The sequence below is a fragment of the Mangrovibacterium lignilyticum genome, from assembly GCF_010882175.1.
In the GTDB taxonomy this organism is placed as follows: Bacteria; Bacteroidota; Bacteroidia; order Bacteroidales; family Prolixibacteraceae; genus Mangrovibacterium; species Mangrovibacterium lignilyticum.
In genome coordinates this window covers 563,434-581,608 of sequence record NZ_WKLH01000002.1, presented here as the reverse complement: position 1 = coordinate 581,608, position 18,175 = coordinate 563,434, and the positions used below count along the sequence as shown (strand labels likewise).

15 protein-coding genes are annotated in these 18,175 nt (G+C 44.1%); 8 read left to right on the top strand and 7 right to left on the bottom strand.

Going from position 1 to position 18,175, the window contains the following annotated elements; translation table 11 throughout:
• The first annotated feature begins 20 nt into the window (after positions 1-20).
• The 4 genes from GJV22_RS09785 (at position 21) to GJV22_RS09770 (ending at position 5,395) form a co-directional block, all read left to right on the top strand.
• Positions 21-428: a response regulator gene (locus tag GJV22_RS09785; protein ID WP_163712346.1), complete on the top strand. Its 408-nt coding sequence runs from the start codon at positions 21-23 to the stop codon at positions 426-428.
• A gap of 41 nt (positions 429-469) precedes the next feature.
• On the top strand, positions 470-2,959 hold the full coding sequence (locus tag GJV22_RS09780; RefSeq protein ID WP_163712343.1) for an endonuclease MutS2: 2,490 nt from the start codon (positions 470-472) through the stop codon (positions 2,957-2,959).
• 334 nt (positions 2,960-3,293) lie between these two features.
• A complete protein-coding gene (locus GJV22_RS09775) occupies positions 3,294-4,154 on the top strand; it encodes a C-GCAxxG-C-C family (seleno)protein (RefSeq protein ID WP_262888216.1) in 861 nt (286 codons plus the stop codon).
• Between the two features lie 20 nt (positions 4,155-4,174).
• On the top strand, positions 4,175-5,395 hold the full coding sequence (locus GJV22_RS09770) for a cysteine desulfurase family protein (RefSeq protein WP_163712337.1): 1,221 nt from the start codon (positions 4,175-4,177) through the stop codon (positions 5,393-5,395).
• 108 nt (positions 5,396-5,503) lie between these two features.
• Here GJV22_RS09770 and GJV22_RS09765 read toward each other — a convergent pair whose 3' ends face one another.
• Positions 5,504-6,844 (bottom strand): sodium:solute symporter family protein, encoded by a 1,341-nt coding sequence (locus GJV22_RS09765; protein ID WP_163712334.1) that lies wholly within the window; start codon positions 6,842-6,844, stop codon positions 5,504-5,506.
• A 195-nt stretch (positions 6,845-7,039) separates the two neighbouring features.
• Here GJV22_RS09765 and GJV22_RS09760 point away from each other — a divergent pair, with 195 nt between their 5' ends.
• From GJV22_RS09760 to GJV22_RS09745, 4 genes are all read left to right on the top strand, one after another.
• The gene (locus tag GJV22_RS09760) at positions 7,040-8,650 is read left to right on the top strand and encodes an indolepyruvate ferredoxin oxidoreductase subunit alpha (protein ID WP_163712331.1); all 1,611 of its coding nucleotides are present in this window, start codon (positions 7,040-7,042) and stop codon (positions 8,648-8,650) included.
• Positions 8,651-8,656: 6 nt separating this feature from the next.
• Positions 8,657-9,259, top strand: coding sequence for an indolepyruvate oxidoreductase subunit beta (locus tag GJV22_RS09755; protein WP_163712328.1), 603 nt, complete (start codon positions 8,657-8,659; stop codon positions 9,257-9,259).
• Between the two features lie 86 nt (positions 9,260-9,345).
• Positions 9,346-10,800 carry an arylsulfatase gene (locus tag GJV22_RS09750; protein ID WP_163712326.1) on the top strand — a complete coding sequence of 485 codons (1,455 nt, stop codon included), beginning with the start codon at positions 9,346-9,348 and terminating at the stop codon, positions 10,798-10,800.
• Between the two features lie 129 nt (positions 10,801-10,929).
• Positions 10,930-11,406: a hypothetical protein gene (locus tag GJV22_RS09745; RefSeq protein ID WP_163712323.1), complete on the top strand. Its 477-nt coding sequence runs from the start codon at positions 10,930-10,932 to the stop codon at positions 11,404-11,406.
• Positions 11,407-11,581: 175 nt separating this feature from the next.
• On the opposite strand, the gene GJV22_RS09740 is transcribed toward GJV22_RS09745, so the two are convergent.
• From GJV22_RS09740 to GJV22_RS09715, 6 genes are all read right to left on the bottom strand, one after another.
• The gene (locus GJV22_RS09740; RefSeq protein WP_163712320.1) at positions 11,582-12,448 is read right to left on the bottom strand and encodes an enoyl-ACP reductase FabI; all 867 of its coding nucleotides are present in this window, start codon (positions 12,446-12,448) and stop codon (positions 11,582-11,584) included.
• A gap of 95 nt (positions 12,449-12,543) precedes the next feature.
• On the bottom strand, positions 12,544-13,293 hold the full coding sequence (locus GJV22_RS09735; RefSeq protein ID WP_163712318.1) for a tetratricopeptide repeat protein: 750 nt from the start codon (positions 13,291-13,293) through the stop codon (positions 12,544-12,546).
• A gap of 23 nt (positions 13,294-13,316) precedes the next feature.
• On the bottom strand, positions 13,317-15,152 hold the full coding sequence (locus tag GJV22_RS09730) for a BatD family protein (protein WP_163712315.1): 1,836 nt from the start codon (positions 15,150-15,152) through the stop codon (positions 13,317-13,319).
• Positions 15,153-15,250: 98 nt separating this feature from the next.
• The gene (locus GJV22_RS09725; protein ID WP_163712312.1) at positions 15,251-16,069 is read right to left on the bottom strand and encodes a tetratricopeptide repeat protein; all 819 of its coding nucleotides are present in this window, start codon (positions 16,067-16,069) and stop codon (positions 15,251-15,253) included.
• Positions 16,066-17,094 carry a VWA domain-containing protein gene (locus GJV22_RS09720; RefSeq protein WP_163712309.1) on the bottom strand — a complete coding sequence of 343 codons (1,029 nt, stop codon included), beginning with the start codon at positions 17,092-17,094 and terminating at the stop codon, positions 16,066-16,068. Before GJV22_RS09720 ends, GJV22_RS09725 begins: the two co-directional genes overlap by 4 nt.
• 16 nt (positions 17,095-17,110) lie before the next feature.
• Positions 17,111-18,103 carry a vWA domain-containing protein gene (locus GJV22_RS09715; RefSeq protein WP_205461815.1) on the bottom strand — a complete coding sequence of 331 codons (993 nt, stop codon included), beginning with the start codon at positions 18,101-18,103 and terminating at the stop codon, positions 17,111-17,113.
• Positions 18,104-18,175 lie beyond the last annotated feature (72 nt).

Genomic DNA, 18,175 nt, shown 5'->3' with positions numbered 1-18,175 from the left:
CTAATCTAGTTGTAAATTGCATGTCGGTTGAACAGGATTTCTCAAATTTAAAACTATTAGTGGTTGATGACAGCCCGATAAATCATCGGGTTGTAACCTTGTCGTTGCGTGGTCGTTTTAAAGAAATCGAAAGCGCCTACAATGGCTTGGAGGCATTCGAGAAATACAAGGAAGTTCCTTACGATGTGATCCTGATGGATGCCATGATGCCGGTGATGAATGGTTGTGAATCGACCTTGGTTATACGGATGTTCGAAAAGGAACAGCAGTTTGATAAAAAATCATTTATCATTGCAATGACTGCAAGCGATGCCAACGGAGATATCAAGCACTGTCTGGATGCCGGGATGGATGCCTATATAGGAAAGCCCTTTATTGCGGCAAACTTCCTGCGGATGGTCGAAGAAAAATTTAAACCTTTGGCATAACCCGTACTTCTTGCTATTTTTGCGCCTGCAAAATAGAACTGATGGCAAAAATTTATCCTGATAATTTTGAAGTTAAAATTGGTTTCGATCGAATTCGGGATCTGTTGAAGGGAATCTGTCTGAGTACACTCGGACAAGATAAAGTCGACCAGATTGAATTCATGACGAAACCCGGACATTTGAATTTTGAATTGGCTCTGACCGATGAGTTTTCAAAATTATTACAGGATTCTGACGCTTTTCCCGTTAGTTATTACTTCGATATGCGGCCGGCGCTCGCTAAAATTAAGACGGAAGGCCGTTTTCTGGATACCAATGAGCTGTTTAATCTGAAACGTTCGTTGGAAACGATTATGGCTATCGTTCGCTTTCTTACTCAGCAAAAGGAAGAAAGCTATCCAACCCTGAAAAAATTGCTGGAAGAAGTGCAGGTTTTCCCTTACGTAAAACAACGCATCGACCAGATTTTGAATCAGCACGGAAAGATTCGTGATAATGCTTCTCCCGAATTGGCCCGCATTCGCTGCGAGTTGTTTTCGAAGCAAGGTAACGTGTCCAAACGCCTTCACAGTATTTTAAAGCAAGCTCAACGAGATGGTTTGGTTGAAGATGATGCAAGTGTGTCTATTCGTGATGGACGGCCTGTGATTCCGATTTCTTCAGCTATGAAAAGACGGATTAGCGGCATTGTGCATGATGAATCATCAACCGGTAAAACCTCCTATATTGAACCGGCCGAAGTGGTTGAGTTGAACAACGAAATTCGCGAACTGGAATATTCCGAGAAGCGAGAAATCGTTAAAATATTAGTTGAGTTTTCAGATGACATTCGTCCTTATTTGTCGGAATTGATGAACCAGTACGAGTTTCTGGGAACAATCGATTTCATTCGGGCGAAGGCACAATTGGCCAACCGAATGGATGCGATTAAGCCTAAAATAGAATGGGAAGGTCAGTTGGAATGGGTGAAAGCGGTGCATCCGCTGCTAAAATTCAACCTTGAAAAAGAAAAAAGGGCTGTTGTGCCACTTTCGATAACACTGAGTCAGAAGGATCATTTGTTGTTGATTTCCGGTCCCAACGCAGGGGGGAAATCAGTTTGTCTGAAAACAGTTGGTTTACTGCAATACATGTTGCAATGCGGGCTGTTGATTCCGGTTGACGATAGTAGTCGGGCTGGCATTTTCGAGCAAATATTCATTGATATCGGTGATGAACAGTCGATAGAGAACGACTTGAGTACCTACAGTTCGCATTTGATGAACATGAAGTTCTTTCTGAAAAATGCGAATGAAAAAACCTTGGTGTTGATCGATGAATTTGGAACGGGAACCGAACCCATGTTGGGTGGTTCCATCGCCGAAGCCATTCTGGATCAGTTAAATCAGGCTGGAACTTTCGGCGTGATTACAACACACTATACTAACCTGAAACACTTCGCTTCGTCGGCCGAAGGCATCGTTAACGGGGCGATGATGTATGACTCGCATCGCATGGAACCGTTGTTCCAGTTGGAAATTGGAAAACCGGGAAGTTCGTTCGCTTTTGAAATTGCCCGGAAAATTGGCATGCCCGAAATTATTTTGCAGGAAGCGACTAACAAGATCGGAAAGGATCATATTGACTTCGATAAGCACCTGCGCGATATCTTGCGTGACAAGCGTTATTGGGAGTCCAAACGACAGCGTATTCGCCAAGTTGAAAAAAGCCTTGATGACGTTTCATCCAGGTATGAAACCGATTTAAAAAAGCTGAATGACCAGCGTAAACAAATTCTGGAAGAGGCTAAAGCCGAAGCGGCCAGGATTTTGGCTGAAGCGAATAAAAAAGTAGAAAATACCATTCGCGAGATTCGGGAGAACCAGGCTGAAAAGGAAAAGACTAGGGCTATTCGGAAACAATTGGAGACTTTTAAAGAAGAAGTGGTTGAAAACGATGCAGACCAAGACGAGTGGATTCAACGGAAAATTGATAAGCTGAAGAATAAGAAGGAAAAGCGTAAAGAAAAGAAAGCAGCAACTCCTGAAACTGCGAAGAAGGCCCTTCAACCCAAAGAAGAGAAATCACTGGAACAGGGTGATAAAGTCCGAATTGAAGGACAGGATACTATTGGTGAAGTCCTGGAATTAAATGACAAAAATGCAATTGTGGCTTTTGGACAATTACGTACGTCGGTGAGCCGGAAGAAGCTGACGCTTGTTTCGAACAATGAGGCTAAGCGTGAACAAAAGACCTATAATCAGACTAAGGCAAACATCAATAAGAATCTCTCGGCTAAGCGTCTCAATTTTAAGCCCGATATCGATATTCGCGGGCAACGTGCAGAGGAAGCCATTACCAATATTCAGGCTTTTATTGATGAAGCTATCATGCTTAATGTACACGAGCTGCGCATCCTACACGGAAAGGGAAGCGGCATTCTAAAAGAAATGATCCGAAATTACCTGAAGTCTGAGCCGGCGGTAAATTCATGTCGCGATGAACATGTCCAGTTTGGTGGTGCCGGAATTACGATTGTGGAGTTGGGATAAGGCCGTAATTTAATATCAGATAGCTTCTTGAGGGAAGGAAACGATATTGTACCAATTTATAAATTAAGGGTTTCACAGGTTGTGGAGCCCTTAATTCTTTTGTTTTGGAAAGATAAGAGCGGTACTTATTTAACTCTTCGTTAAGCTTTGTTAAGAATTCCTCTAAATAAAGATATCCAGCAGAAAAGGTTGTAAATTTTCCAGATGAATCTCTTTCGCAACGAGATTTAGGAATGTGTAGATCAAATTAAGAGTCTTAAGTGCTGTTATTCGATTAATGCTTTTTCGGGGTAAGTGGAAAACATGTTTGGAGAAAAAATTTTAAATGTAGGACATGAAGAGAAGTGTGATCAAAAAGAAAGAAAATCAGGAGCCCCATAAGGAATTTTGGCGGACCGGCTCGTGTACTGAGGCTATCTTTTATCTGATGAACAAGGAGTTTAAAAATAATCAGTATAAGACTCATGAAAAGGCAGCGAATCCACTAACCGGCTATATTTACCAACGAGAGTTCCCTTGCGGCATGCTCTGGGGTGCAGCACTTTCTATCGGAACAGAGGCTCTAAAAGAATACGATGATGAAAAGAAAGCTATCAGTGCAACCATACAAGCTTCGGGGAAACTGTTCAAGACATTTGAAAAACAGTCTAAGGCAATTAACTGCTGGGACATACAAAGTGTAAAGCACCAAAGCAAAATTGGCTATGGGAAATACCTTTTGAAAAGAGCATTGTTAGGGGATGCGCATTCCACTTGTTTCAGCCTGATTAATAAATGGACTCCGGATGCCATTAAGGAGGTGAAAGGGAATGTTAAGGTGAATAAGGATGAAGTCCATTCGGTTACAAATTGTGCCTCTGAGGTCGTAAGGAGGTTAGGAGGCTCTAAAGAAGAGATGGTTATGGTTGCAGGTTTTGCTGGTGGAATTGGTTTGAAGGGGCATGCCTGCGGTGCTTTTAGTGCAGCTATTTGGTACAAAACGCTCAGATTAGTAAAGGAAAACGAGGGAGTAGACCAAGCAAAAATCAAACAACCAGATATAAAAGGTATTTTGAGGAAATTCTATATGAAGACAGACTCCGAATTATCCTGTAACCGAATTTGTGGCAAAACTTTTGCCAGTATTCAGGAACATGCCGAATATATTGAAAATGGAGGTTGTGCGGCCATTATCGAAACTCTCACAGAAGATTAATCCAGGAAGAATCAATTGTTATGATCTTAAACAGACTAAAGCGAGTTTTTCGACACCGATCAAGTGTTTACCTCGATTATAATGCGACGACCAATATTTGTAAAGAAGTTCAGAAAACGATGAAACGATCAATGAAGCACCATTGGGGAAATCCTTCATCTGGTTACCGCATCGGAAAGAAAGCGAACAAAGTGCTCGAACAGGCGCGGACAAGAGTTGCAAAATCAATCAATGCGCGTCCGCACGAGATCTATTTTACCAGTTGTGCTACAGAGTCGAATAATGCTATTTTAAAATCCTTAAGCCTTCAGTTTTATCCGAAAAAAAAGAAAATTATTTCAACTCCAATAGAGCATTCTTCCATTATTTATACCCTCGAATATTTGGAAACACAGGGAATTGTGGTAGAAAACTGTCCGGTAGACTCTTATGGCTTTGTGCAGCCGGAAGTTTTGAGCTCGATGATCGATGAGGATACTTTTTTGGTATGTTGCATGTTGGCAAATAACGAGTTAGGGACAGTTCAAAATATTAAAGAAATCTCAAAAATAGCGAAAGACAAAGGGGTTCTGATCTTGTCAGATTGTGTTCAGGCGTTGGGGAAAATACCAATTGATGTCCGGGATTTAGGGGTTGATTACGCGTCATTTTCGGCACATAAAATATATGGTCCCAAAGGAATTGGAGCGTTATACGCGAGAATTACGGCACCAATGATTCAGTTTATTCATGGTGGACATCAGGAAGAAGGGCTGCGGGGAGGAACGGAAAGTATTCACAATATTGCCGGGTTTGGAACGGCTTGCCAACAAATCGGAATTTTAATTCAAAAAACGGAAGAAATGGTTGAGCTCAAAGACTATTTTGAACGGGAGGTTAAGGCTATCTATCCCGATGTAGTAATAAACTCGCCGGTAGTGAATGGCGTATCTAATACATTGAGTTTGAGTTTTCCCGGGATTCAGAACAATGAGCTGATGATGATGTTGGATTCCAATGGAATTGCTGTTTCGTCAGGTTCTGCATGTAGTTCACAAGAAAATAAACCATCGCACGTATTGAAAGCAATTGGGCTTAGTGACGATGTGGCTCAGCAAACTATACGGGTTAGTTTTGGTGTCGATACGACTAAGAAAAAACTGAAATATGTGTTGACGGTGCTCGAAAAATATCTGAAAGAACGAGCAAGTTCCAGTGACGTGCCTCAGCGAAATTTTGAAATGGAAAAATTCGCCCGTTAGAATTGCGGGATCTAACCAAACACCGGATTATACTGGTAATGAAATTCAGGCGGAAATAAGTCTGGACACCATCGAAAACATCGGGAACTTATTTTTGGAGATCACACTTCAATTATGCTTTTTCTCAGGTACCATCAAGATTAAAAAGTTGATGACGAAAGCAGACAAAATTAACCAATTTGCCCAAGAGTGGCCGTAGCTCGAAACTAGTATTTTACCGCAAAGGGCAACCAAGCCACCGGCGAGCATAGCTACGATACTGAGGCGCTTATTGACTTGCAGATTTGTTAACGCTGCAATAATCGGGATGATGAATGCTCCCGAGTAAAACGCGAGAGCCAATAACAATGTCCCAATAATCGAGGTGATTTGCAGAGCGATTAGCATACTAGCGATTCCAATCACAACGATGAAGATCCGGGTGGTATTCAATGATTTTCGATTATCAATGTCTTCGTTGAATAATTCGCTTAACATCATTGAGGCGGTCAACAGGGTTGTGTCGGCTGACGATAATACAGCAGAAAGCAGCGCTGCTGCCATCAATCCTAAAACCCATTCAGGCAAATATTGGGCGATTAAATCAACCAGCACGACTGAATGTGTCAACTGTTCAGCAGAGAGGTTTTCGACTGCAAAAACACCCAAATAGGTCATGACAAAGGCGAAAGGGATGAGAATACCCGCCACCAGAATGATGCTTTGCCGGGCTGTGCGTTCATCTTTTGCACAAAATACACGGGAATAAATATCGGGCCCAACAACAAAAGTACTGGAGAATGTGAGAAACAAAATCAATAAATCAGTAGCGCCAAAATGGCTGTTAAACGGAAAGCTTTCGCCGATTGAGCTTGTGTGCGGACCGTGTGTAAATGATAGGAACAAAGCCGAACAGGCAATTCCAACCAGTATGATAATCGCTTGCAGAAAGTCGGTTTTCAGGATCGAAATCTGGCCACCAATCAAAGTGTAACCAATAAAGACAGCAGAGGAGATGATCACTCCGTCAGCATAAGGGAGCGCGAATAAGCTGAAGAGGATCTTGGCTGCTGCAATGATTTGTGCTGCAACGATACCGGTCCAGGCCATGGGAATGATAATGGCTGCTGATTTGCGAGCCGTTTGTCCGTAGAAACGGCCAATCATGTCAGTGAGGGTAAACTTGCCGAGTTTGTTTACTCGACTGACTAAAGGCAGTAATAGCCATAATCCTGCAGAGGCGGCAAGCAAATACCATGCAGCCGCCCAACTTTGGTGAATAGTCAGGTTGATAGAACCCAAGATGGCTGACCCTCCTAAAATAGAGGCCAGCAAACTCCCCGAAATTTGCAACATGCCATTTTTCCTTCCGGCTACAAAGTAATCGGTCGGGCTTTTAATTTTTAATGCAGAAAGAACTCCGATGATTAGAAGAATGAGGCCATATATGATGAGAATAGTGATTTTCATATAGAAATTGCTGATTACACAAGTGTCGAGAGACAACAAAAATAGAAAATGTACCAAGGAATCGGCCAGTCGACAGGGTATAATCGGGATTAAAATCGATTTTGTTTGAACACAAGGAGCCAGGTGCAACTGATATAAGGCATTGTTTAAGCGGACAATTCTTCTTAACTTCTGTTAAATCAAACGAAACGATTTATGAAACGCGAACTGTTTCTCGGGAACGAAGCTGTTGCACAGGCGGCTATTGACGCCGGCATCTCCGGTGTTTATGCGTATCCCGGGACTCCATCCACTGAAATCACAGAATACATTCAACAAAATTCACTGGCTGTTGAACGGAAGGTTCACAGTAAATGGTCGGCTAATGAAAAGACAGCCTACGAAACAGCTTTGGGAATGAGTTATGCCGGCAAGCGAGCCTTGGTTTGTATGAAACAAGTGGGCTTGAATGTTGCGGCTGATGTGTTTATGAATTCGGCGATAACCGGTATTCATGGAGGACTTGTATTGGCCGTGGCTGATGATCCGGGCATGCACTCATCTCAAAATGAACAGGATTCCCGCTACTACGGGCAGTTCGCGATGATTCCGGTTCTGGAACCTTCGAACCAGCAGGAAGCATACAATATGACGTATGAAGCTTTTCAGTTGTCGGAACAAACTCAACTACCGGTTATGCTTCGCTTGACAACCCGTTTGTCGCATTCCCGTTCCGGCGTTTGGCGTCGTGAAGTCCTTCAACCAAAAACATTGCGATTACCAAAGAACAGCAAGCAGTTTCTGTTATTGCCAATTTTTGCCCGTAAAAACTATGCTCGTTTGCTGGAAAAGCAAGTGCCGTTGAACCTGTTGGCTGAGCAGTCGAAATATAATTTCTTTCGGGATGGTCAGGATCACAGCTTGGGGATTGTGTGTTGCGGATTGGCTTGGAATTACGTTCAGGAAGTTTATGCAGGTTCAGCAATTCCTTTTCCGATAGTGAAGATTTCGCAATACCCGCTTCCTGAAAAACTGATGGGCAAGTTGTACGAAAGCAGTGACGAATTACTGGTGATAGAAGAGGGCTACCCTTTGGTTGAATCGCAACTGCGAGATTTTTTCGGGAAAGGCAAACCGGTACATGGGAAGCTTGATGGTTGGCTGAATCGTTACGGGGAGCTGACAACTGATCAGGTTGGGAGAGCCTTGAAGGTTGAATATGATGCTGTTTTTGAGTCGCCCGATTGTGTGGTGCCGCGCCCGCCGTCGTTTTGCATGGGCTGTGGACATGTTGATGCTTTTGTGGCGCTGCAGGAAGCAGTCGCTGAATTTGGGGAAGGACATGTTTTCTCCGATATTGGTTGCTACGCCCTGGCAGCCCTTCCTCCTTTCGAGTCGATTTATTCCTGTGTCGATATGGGAGCCTCCATCACCATGGCCAAAGGCGCCGCGGATGCCGGCTTGTTCCCGGCAATTGCAGTCTTGGGCGATTCAACCTTTGCCCACTCCGGGATGACCGGGTTGCTGGATGCTGTAAACGAGCATACGAACATGTTGATTGTTATTTCAGACAACAAGTCGGTTTCAATGACCGGAGGGCAGGATTCGGCAGCGACAGATATTCTGGAAACAATTTGTGTTGGCTTGGGGGTTGATACCCGTCATATTCGAATCGTCGTTCCCCTGAAAAAGAATTACGCAGAAATGGTTCGGATCTTTAAAGAGGAAATTGCCTTTGTGGGAGTTTCAGTGGTTATTCCGCGAAGGGAATGTTTACAACGGGCAGCACGTCGGTTGCGGCAATACAGAATACGAAGAACTAAATAGTACAAAATGAAAACGGATTTGATTATCGCGGGAGTCGGAGGACAGGGAATTTTGTCGATCGGTGCCATCATCGGGCAGGCGGCGTTGTATGATGAGCTCGAAATTAAACAGGCTGAAACACATGGAATGAGCCAAAGAGGTGGCGCGGTGGTCTCGCATGTCCGGCTGTCGGACCAACCGGTCTACGCTGACTTAATTCATCGCGGGCAAGCCGATTTAATTTTGGCAGTCGAGCCGATGGAGGCTTTGCGTCAGCTGCCGTTTTTAAAGACAGACGGGTATCTGGTGACGAATACTGAGCCTTTCCGCAATTTGTCCAATTATCCTTCCAGATCGGAAATACAGGAAGCATTCGATCGTTTACCCCACGTGCTTTTGCTCAATGCGACAGACATCGCTCATCAAACCGGGAATCCGAAAGCATCAAACCTCGTGATGCTGGGCGCACTATCCGCCTTTATTCAACTGTCATTGCATGCGTTTGAAACAGGAATCGAGTCGGTATTTCATTTGAAAGGACAAAACGTAATCGACATCAATCAAAAAGCTTTTATTGCCGGAAGGGAAGAAGCACTTTCCCAACTTGGAAGCAGCCGGCAAACGGGTTGACTTTGTTCTTTTTCCATTAAAATGATCGTCTGAAAAATATCTTTTTTAACTTTATGGCGCTACACTATGCTCTAAAATTACAAACGATGAAAAGAAACTTTTTGAGTGGTCTCGCTGCGCTTTTATTGCTGACCGCTTGCCAAAACGCTCCCAAAGAAGTTGTTGAACAACAAAAACCGAATATCATTTATATTCTGGCTGACGATTTGGGATACGGCGATTTGAGTTGTTACGGACAACAGAAATTTCAAACACCAAACATTGACCGCCTGGCAGAAGAAGGGATGCGTTTTACCAACCATTATGCCGGTTGTGCGGTTTGTGCGCCGTCGCGCTCTTCGCTTTTATCGGGTCAAACGACCGGTTTTACACCCATTCGTGGCAATGTTGGAATGAAGCCTGAAGGACAGATTCCCTTGCCCGCAGAAACTTATACATTGGCCGAAATGCTTCAGGAAAACGGCTATGTTACCGGTGCTTTCGGAAAATGGGGGCTGGGATTTATCGACACCGACGGAGATCCGAACAAACAAGGCTTCGATCAATTCTACGGTTATAACTGTCAAACCTTGGCGCATAATTATTTCCCCGATCATTTGTGGGATAACCAGACCAAAGTTGAATTGACGCAGAACGCGGACAATCAGTTTGAGGAATATGCACCCGACATGATCCACCAAAAGGCATTGAAGTTTCTGGAGGATAATAAGGATACCTGCTTTTTCATGTTCTATCCAACTGTAATTCCGCATGCCGAACTGTTGTTGCCTGAGAAATATTTAGCTGAATACAGAGGGAAGTATGAGCCGGAGAAATCGTTTGAAGGAGCTGATTACGGACATCCGCGATTCCGCAAAGGCGGGTACGGCTCGCAGGAGGAATGCCATGCTGCCTTTGCAGCGATGATTTCGGTGTTGGATACGCAGGTGGGAGAGATTATGGCCAAGTTGAAAGAACTGGGTCTGGATGACAACACGCTGGTGGTATTCTCATCGGATAACGGCCCGCATATTGAGGGAGGAGCAGATCCGGATTATTTCGATAGCAATGGCCGGTTGAAAGGCTATAAACGTGATTTGTATGAAGGTGGAATTCGCGAGCCGATGATCGCTCGCTGGCCCGGACATATTGGTGCGGGAACAAGCACAGACCTTGTTTCGGCTTTTTGGGATGTGATGCCTACATTTGCCGATTTAATTGGCACTGAGCAACCGAAAAATATTCAGGGAATTTCATTTCTGCCTACCCTGCTAAACGTAGAAGGACAGAAAAAGCACGATTACCTGTACTGGGAATTCCACGAAAACGGCGGACGCCAAGCCATTCGTCAGGGAGACTGGAAATATGTTTCTTACAATGTTTCGGATCCGGAAAAGCAGACGCACGAATTGTACGATCTGGCAACAGACCCGGGAGAGGAGCATGACCTGGCTGACAAGTATCCTGAAATTATTGAAGAAATGACCCAAATACTTTGGGCGGCACGCACCGAGTCGGCCGAGTTCCCGTTTGATCTGGAGACAAAGTCGACCACACATTAAGCGGCATTTGAAAGGAATAGCACAATGGTCATTAGCCAGGCAACAGCTGCCTGACTAATGACCATTGTTTTTTCCTCCCATTTCTGTTTTATCTTTGGTCGACGACCGTATTTTTAGTTTCTTTCGCTTATGGAAACCCGCTCAATAAAGCAAATCAGGGACGAGTTGAAAAATTACCCGCCAGACCAGCTGCAGGCACTTTGTTTGCGCATGGCGAAATTTAAAAAAGACAACAAGGAATTGTTGACTTACTTGTTATTTGAGTCGGAACAGGAGGCGGATTTTATTCAGTCGGTGAAGGCAGGAATAGACCGGGGATTTAAAGATATGAATCGGGGTAGCGGCTACTGGATTAAGAAAAGCCTTCGCAAAATTCTGAAGGACACGACCCAGGCCATTCGCTATTCAGGCATTAAAACCACCGAGATTGATTTGTTGATTTACTTTTGCCGCAAAATGCGGACCGAGAAGATTACGATGAGCACCAGCCCGGTTATTCGGAATATGTATGTGCGGCAAGTCCAAAAAATTGAAACAACAGTTTCGAAACTGCACGAAGATCTTCAATTCGACTACCAGGAAGATCTGACTTACCTGAAAGCTTGATTGTTTGACGACCGGAATTGCTTTTCCGGATTCCGTTTGAAGCCTCCAACGTTTTTGGACGCCATTCCCGAATCTGTTTTGTGCATCAAAACTCCCTGTATGTGTTTAAACGAAAGAGGTTGCTTTGTCAATTCAAAGCAACCCCTCTTATTTCATTTTCAGAAACGAATCTGAATTAGTCGTATTTGTGTTCTGTTTCAGCAGGGCCGCAATCACAATTGCAATCCAATCCTTTCTCGTATTGTTCAAACGCACGCATGCTCATACCCATTGACGAGAATCCTCCGTCGTGGAATAAGTTCTGCATGGTAACTTTTCTTGTCAAATCCGAGAACAAGGTGATACAGTAGTCGGCGCATTCGTCGCCGGTTGCATTACCAAGTGGAGACATGCGTTCGCCGAAGTCGAGCAAACGGTCGATACCTTTTACACCACTACCGGCAGTTGTGCGGGTAGGAGACTGAGATACGGTGTTCACACGTACATTCCGTTCGCGACCGTAGATGTAACCAAAGCTGCGGGCAATTGATTCCAGCAACGCTTTGGCATCGGCCATGTCGTTGTAACCGTAGAACGTACGTTGCGCGGCAACGTATGATAACGCAACTACTGAACCCCATTCGTTGATGGCATCCATCTGACGGCAAACCTGCATTACTTTATGGAAAGAAATCGCAGAAATGTCCAGTGTCTTGTCCAGGTAGTTATAGTCCAGGTCACTGTAATGACGACCTTTACGCACGTTTGGAGACATACCGATGGAATGCAATACAAAGTCGATTTTTCCACCCAGCACTTTCATCGATTCAGCCACCAGGTTTTCCAGGTCAGCTACATTGGTAGCATCGGCAGCAATCAAAGTCGAGTTTGTTTTCTCAGCAAGCTGAGCTGTATCCCCCATACGCAGGGCAACGGATGTATTCGATAATGTGAAGGTAGCTCCTTCTTCGTAGGCGCGCTCTGCAACTTTCCAAGCAATTGAATCAGCATTCAGGGCCCCAAAAATAATCCCTCTTTTACCTTTTAGTAAATTATAAGCCATGATTTTAAATTTATGAGTCTTTTAACAACTCGCGTTTAAAATGGTTTTGAAATATGGTGTAAAACAAAAAAATACCGGCTTTTGCCGGCATCGTTTTAAATTCTCTCAATACTGTTTGATAGTAACCATCCCTGGTTTCCGTCAGACAGGCGAATTTGCATCCAGCTTCCCAAACTATCCTTGATTTCAACTTTTAATCCTTCGTGAATCAGGAATAAATCTGTTCCGCCTTCCGATGGTGAGCTTTTTACCGTCACACTTGGTTGTGTGATGATGGCAAAGTTATGCTCTGTCATTCGCTTTTTATGCCGGGCCGCAAAGTTAAAACTAAAAATGGAAATAACTATTATTAAAATGCCCGCCCAAAATGAGAGGCGCTTAACAAGACTACTCCGGGTAAAGAAAAACAGACCGGCCAGAATCAAAAACAAGATGAAAGATACGACACTGACTTTCGCCCATTGGTCAACCGAAAGCTGGTTGGTAACGCCATTCCACCACCGGATAAAGAAAACCTGGGGCAGGGGATCGATGGCATCAACAACGTGCTGGTTGGCCAGGTCGAGGTTGAACTGAATATCCTCGTCACTTGGTGCCAACAGTTTGGCGCGTTCGTAATTAAGAATCGCCCGCGTAAATTGGCCGGATTTGTAATACGAATTTCCAAGATTGTAATAGACCTCGGCCGATTCCTTATTGCTGTTCAGAATTTCGGTGTAGGTTTCAATCGCCTGATCGTACTCGCCGGCAATGTAATGCTGGTTGGCTTTGTCCAGTAAAGCGTCCTGGGCAAAAACAGACAGGCTCAACGTCAGCAAAAATATAATTTGAATGAACTTCTTCATGTTTGTTTTCTTTTTTCAGTTACTCAACGGATTTGTTTTTCCAGTTTGCCCATTAGGTTGGCCGATTTCTCGAACACTTCCTCCAAGGCCGCGTCTGAAGCAGTTGGTGCATAGCGTGCAAACTCGCAGGTGTCAATAATGCTGATAAATTCATCAACCAACTCTTTGCTCACACCTCGTTGAGCGAGTGTCATGGCAGCACCGTCCCGGTTCAGTTTTGCTACCGGAATGCTCAGCTTGTCGCTTAGGTAACCCCAGAACGACTTCAATACCGCTTCGTAGAATTGTTCCGCGTTATGCTGTTTCAAATAGACAGCGGCTTGTTTCAAGCGTTTCTTAGCGACCTTATTCGCCTGCTTGGTTTTGACCAGTTGAATGTTGGCATTTTCACGCAACTTCTTCCGGTAAACAATCGCGATAATGGCAAATAATACCGATGAGCAGATATAAAGCAGCCAGAAGCTTAAACTTCCGTAGAATGAATGTGCCACATTGCGCAGCTGGTAACGATTTTGCTTGATATACCGGATATCCTTGCCGATAAAGCGAACATCTTCTTTACTAAATGCGCTGGTTACCGTTGTGCTTTGCTCGTCCGTTCCTTTTTCAATTGTTAAGTTGAAGGACGGCGAAGTGCTTGTCTTATATTTCCCGGTAGTGGGGTTGAAGCTTGAGAATTTTACCGGAGGAATGGCATAGTCTCCCGGGTAGCGCGGAATAACCAGGTATTCGAAGGTTTTGCTTCCTTTAAGGCCGCTGCTGGTGGCGTTCAGCTTTTCGTTGGTCTTTGGATCGTAAACTTCAAAGTCGTTCGGGAACTCTACTTTGGGTGCGTCAATCAGGCGAAGGTTTCCGGTACCCGAAACAGTCAGTCTCAATGTGATTGCTTCGTTGGTTTTCGCGCCGGTTTTATCAATTGCCGCCGAGAAGTCAAGATCGCCAACGCCACCATAGAAACCGTCGGGATGAGAAGGCAAATCTTTCACCTGAATGTAAACCGGATCACTGGTGACCTTGGCCGACACATTTCGGTAGTTGTCAAAGAAATCGTCGAAGAAACTACGCTGGCGTTTGATTTGCTGGCGAACCAGACAGGTAATTTCAAAGGGATCAATTTTGATACGGCCGGTTTGCTGCGGAAATAAAATAGTTTTTTTCAATATGCCAACCTGGTAAATCTTCCCTTTGTACACTTCCCGGTTGAAGGTAATTTGATTGGGAATATCAATATCCTGTGTCCAGAATCCTTCATAAGAAGGAAGTTTCACGTCTTCAAAATTGGTGATAGGCACATCGGGACTCACGTAAATTTTGACCGTGGCCATCACTTGTTCACCCTTGTAGACGTTGCTTTTGTCCAGGTCAACTTTCACAAACAAATCATCTTTGGTGATCTCGGTCGTGGCAGGTGCCGTTTGTTGTTGCTGGCCTCCGCTGCTACCCTGACTTTGTTGTGCATTACCCTGACCTTTGACAACCTGAATTTCCAGCTCGTTCGATTCGTATACCTTCCCGTCAACTTTTATTGAAGCCGGGCGGATGGTGTAGGTGCCTACCTCCTTAGCTCTCAGTATGAAGATATAGGAGAAGTTCACCGTCTGGGTTGTTTGCCCGTTGATCATTTGGATACTCGTGCTTTGCGAGGTCGATGGTCCCATTAACACATCGAAAGCTGACAAATCGGGTAACTTTAAATCACTTCCTTGTTCGTTTAAGGTAAAAGATAAACGGAATTGTTCCCCGGTGGATACAACATTCGGTCCGGACATGCTGAAGCGAACATTGTCGGCAGAGGCGAACCAAGCCGGTAATACAAGTAAGATGGAAAGGATGAGTCTTTTAATCATTATACTCCTCATGTATGCGTTGTTATTTCAACTTCAAAATTAATATATAAAGCAAAAAACAGTGAAATCAGTCTTTTTAGTCTGTTGTTGGCAATTATTTTTTCAAAATGTTACCAATCTTTGTCTGTTGTACGCTGCTTGGCTTTTGCCGCTTTTGCTTTTTTTACTTTTTCCTGAATCTTTTCTTCATCGTTTTGCAGGGCTTGTAACAAGCGCTCAGCATTTTCTTTCGATATCTTTTGTTCTTGCTGCTGTTGTTGCTGCTGATCCTGATTCTGTTTTTGTTGGTCTTTATTTTGATCCTGATTCTTATCCTGCTGATCTTTGTTCTGGTCCTTGTTTTGATCCTTATTCTGATCTTTATTTTGGTCCTGCTTGTCTTTATCCTTATCCTTTTGATCCTTGTTCTTGTCCTGGTCTTTGTTTTTGTCTTGTTTCTTTTTCTGCTCCTCTTGTTTCTTTTTCAAATCCATAGCATAAAGCAGGTTGTACTTGGTATCCAGATCATTTGGATTGTTTCGAAGCGCTTTTTTATACGCTTCAATACTTTCATCAATTTTTTTCTGCATCAGCAACGAGTTTCCGATGTTGTGAAAAGCCCGGGCTTTTTCATTTTTATCGGTACTTTTCTCTGCAATCTCCTCGAACGTGCTCTGTGCCTGATCAAATTGCATTTGTTTATACTGTGCATCACCCACATTGAAATTCCATTTCAGATCGTCCGGGCGTTTGTCCAGCGCTCTGCGGTAGGCCACTTCTGCCTGGTTGTACAGGGCGGTATCTTGTTTGGTTGTATCGGCCAAAGCTTGTTCGTACAAACTATTTCCCTGGCGTACAAATTTACGCTCGTTTTGTGCTTGTACCGTTATTGAAAGCAATACTAGCAAAATGCTGAAAAGTGCGGTATACTTTATTGTGTGTCGTCTCATTTTCCAAATATTTTGATGTTTTTCAAATATTTGTTTTTTCGTTCCAAAATCAGATAATCCAGGAGCAGGAAGAACAAAGCCAAGGCGATGAACCATTGGTATTGTTCGGCATATTCGGCATAAACCACCGATTCCATTTCGGCGCCCTCCATTTTATTGATTTCGTTGAACAAGGTGTTTAAACCTACCTGCGCATTGTTGGCACGAACGTAAACCCCGTTGCCGGCCGCTGCAATTTGTTGCAACATTTGCTCATCCAGTTTGGTAACAACAACCTGACCGTTTTTATCCTTTCGGAAATCTTTTTGGCCATTGTTTAAAACCGGAATTGGCGCTCCCTGCGGAAGGCCCATTCCGATGGTGTGTACGATAATGCCCTGTTGAGCGGCGGCTGTCGCTGCACCAATCGCATCATCTTCGTGGTTTTCACCGTCGGTTATAATAATGATGGCTTTGTTGCCTTCGAACTGCGGACTGAATGAACTCGCTGCTAGGTTAATCGCTGCACCAATGGCTGTTCCCTGTCGCGGAACGATGCTCGTGTTAACTGAATTCAAAAAGAGCTTTGCCGAGGAGAAATCAGTTGTAATAGGTAACTGTGTGTAGGCATCTCCTGCAAACACAATCAATCCGATCTTATCGTCATCCAGGTTATCAACTAATCGGGAAATGGCTCGTTTAGCTCGTTCCAGGCGGTTGGGTTGAATGTCTTCAGCCATCATCGAGTTTGAAACATCAAGCGCGATGATTAATTCAACTCCTTTTCGTTTTTCAGTTTTCAACTTACTCCCGAATTGAGGTTGTGCAACCGCAAAAATGATGGAAGCCAAAGCCAACATCCAAAGCATAAACTTGATCGTCGGACGGGCGGTGCTAACGTTTGGCATTAACTGATCGATTATTTCCTTTTCGCCAAATCGGGCCAGCGCTTTCTGACGCCGAATCCGGATAATACTGAAAATAATAATCAGGATCGGTATGATGACTAATGCGTAAAGGTATTCGATATGTGCAAATCTGAACATTTCCATTTTTTTTGTCTTAAGGAATGTTTCTGAATAGGGTTATTTTCAGGAATAGTCCTGCGAGCAGGATCAACCCTCCGAAAAGAGCGTAACGTTGATATTCTTCCTGTTTTCGACTGTATTCCTTGACCTCAATTTTTGATTTTTCGAGCTTGTCAATTTCTTCGTAAATATTTTTCAACGAATTATTGTCCGTTGCTCTGAAGTATTGACCGTCGGTGATGTCAGCAATTTTTTGTAGCGTCGCTTCGTCAATTTTAACTTCCACATCGCGGAGCTGCGTTCCAAATGGTGTCTGAACCGGGTAGGGGGCTGTGCCAATAGTTCCAACCCCGATCGTGTATACGCGGATGCCGTAAGTTTTTGCCAGTTCGGCAGCAGTTACAGGTGCGATTTCTCCCCGGTTGTTTTCTCCGTCGGTCAACAAAATGATGACCCTGCTTATGGCATCGCTTTCTTTGAGGCGAGCAACGGAGGTGGCTAGGCCGTTGCCGATGGCTGTACCGTCTTCTATCATCCCGCTTTCAATATCCCGAAACAGGTTGATCAACACCGCGTGGTCGGTCGTAAGCGGACACTGCGTGAAGCTCTCTCCTGAGAAAACGACCAATCCCATTTTGTCGTTGGGACGACCGGCAATAAACTTAGTGGCCACATCTTTGGCGGCTTCCAGCCGGTTTGGCTGAAAATCGCGGGCCAGCATGGAACTCGAAATATCGAGTGCAACGACAATATCGATCCCTTCAGTTGTAACATTTTCCCAGCTACTTGACGATTGTGGACGTGCCAGTGCTACAATTAGCAATGCAATGCCGGCCATTTGCAACACAATCGGGAAATGGCGCAAATAATGTTTCCAGCTTTTACTAATGCTGCTAAATCCCTTAATCGTTGAGAAGCGAATGCTTGCTCCCGATTTTCTGAACCTGAAAATGTACCAGGTCAACATCGGGATTAATAGTAGCAGCAAGTAAAAATATTCCGGATTTTTATAGGTTATTCCGTTCATCTTTTTCTTTCTATTCGTAGAAACTTTTTAGTGACGTATATTTTCTCTTATCAGGCAAAAATGGCTTGTGCC

Excerpts from the sequence above, each read along its gene's own strand:
- GJV22_RS09765 (WP_163712334.1), bottom strand. The coding sequence starts at position 6,844 with ATGAAAATCACTATTCTCATCATATATGGCCTCATTCTTCTAATCATC.
- GJV22_RS09740 (WP_163712320.1), bottom strand. The coding sequence starts at position 12,448 with ATGGCTTATAATTTACTAAAAGGTAAAAGAGGGATTATTTTTGGGGCC.
- GJV22_RS09730 (WP_163712315.1), bottom strand. The coding sequence starts at position 15,152 with ATGAGGAGTATAATGATTAAAAGACTCATCCTTTCCATCTTACTTGTA.
- GJV22_RS09780 (WP_163712343.1), top strand. The coding sequence starts at position 470 with ATGGCAAAAATTTATCCTGATAATTTTGAAGTTAAAATTGGTTTCGAT.
- GJV22_RS09735 (WP_163712318.1), bottom strand. The coding sequence starts at position 13,293 with ATGAAGAAGTTCATTCAAATTATATTTTTGCTGACGTTGAGCCTGTCT.
- GJV22_RS09770 (WP_163712337.1), top strand. The coding sequence starts at position 4,175 with ATGATCTTAAACAGACTAAAGCGAGTTTTTCGACACCGATCAAGTGTT.
- GJV22_RS09760 (WP_163712331.1), top strand. The coding sequence starts at position 7,040 with ATGAAACGCGAACTGTTTCTCGGGAACGAAGCTGTTGCACAGGCGGCT.
- GJV22_RS09775 (WP_262888216.1), top strand. The coding sequence starts at position 3,294 with ATGAAGAGAAGTGTGATCAAAAAGAAAGAAAATCAGGAGCCCCATAAG.
- GJV22_RS09745 (WP_163712323.1), top strand. The coding sequence starts at position 10,930 with ATGGAAACCCGCTCAATAAAGCAAATCAGGGACGAGTTGAAAAATTAC.
- GJV22_RS09755 (WP_163712328.1), top strand. The coding sequence starts at position 8,657 with ATGAAAACGGATTTGATTATCGCGGGAGTCGGAGGACAGGGAATTTTG.
- GJV22_RS09715 (WP_205461815.1), bottom strand. The coding sequence starts at position 18,103 with ATGAACGGAATAACCTATAAAAATCCGGAATATTTTTACTTGCTGCTA.
- GJV22_RS09725 (WP_163712312.1), bottom strand. The coding sequence starts at position 16,069 with ATGAGACGACACACAATAAAGTATACCGCACTTTTCAGCATTTTGCTA.
- GJV22_RS09785 (WP_163712346.1), top strand. The coding sequence starts at position 21 with ATGTCGGTTGAACAGGATTTCTCAAATTTAAAACTATTAGTGGTTGAT.
- GJV22_RS09750 (WP_163712326.1), top strand. The coding sequence starts at position 9,346 with ATGAAAAGAAACTTTTTGAGTGGTCTCGCTGCGCTTTTATTGCTGACC.
- GJV22_RS09720 (WP_163712309.1), bottom strand. The coding sequence starts at position 17,094 with ATGTTCAGATTTGCACATATCGAATACCTTTACGCATTAGTCATCATA.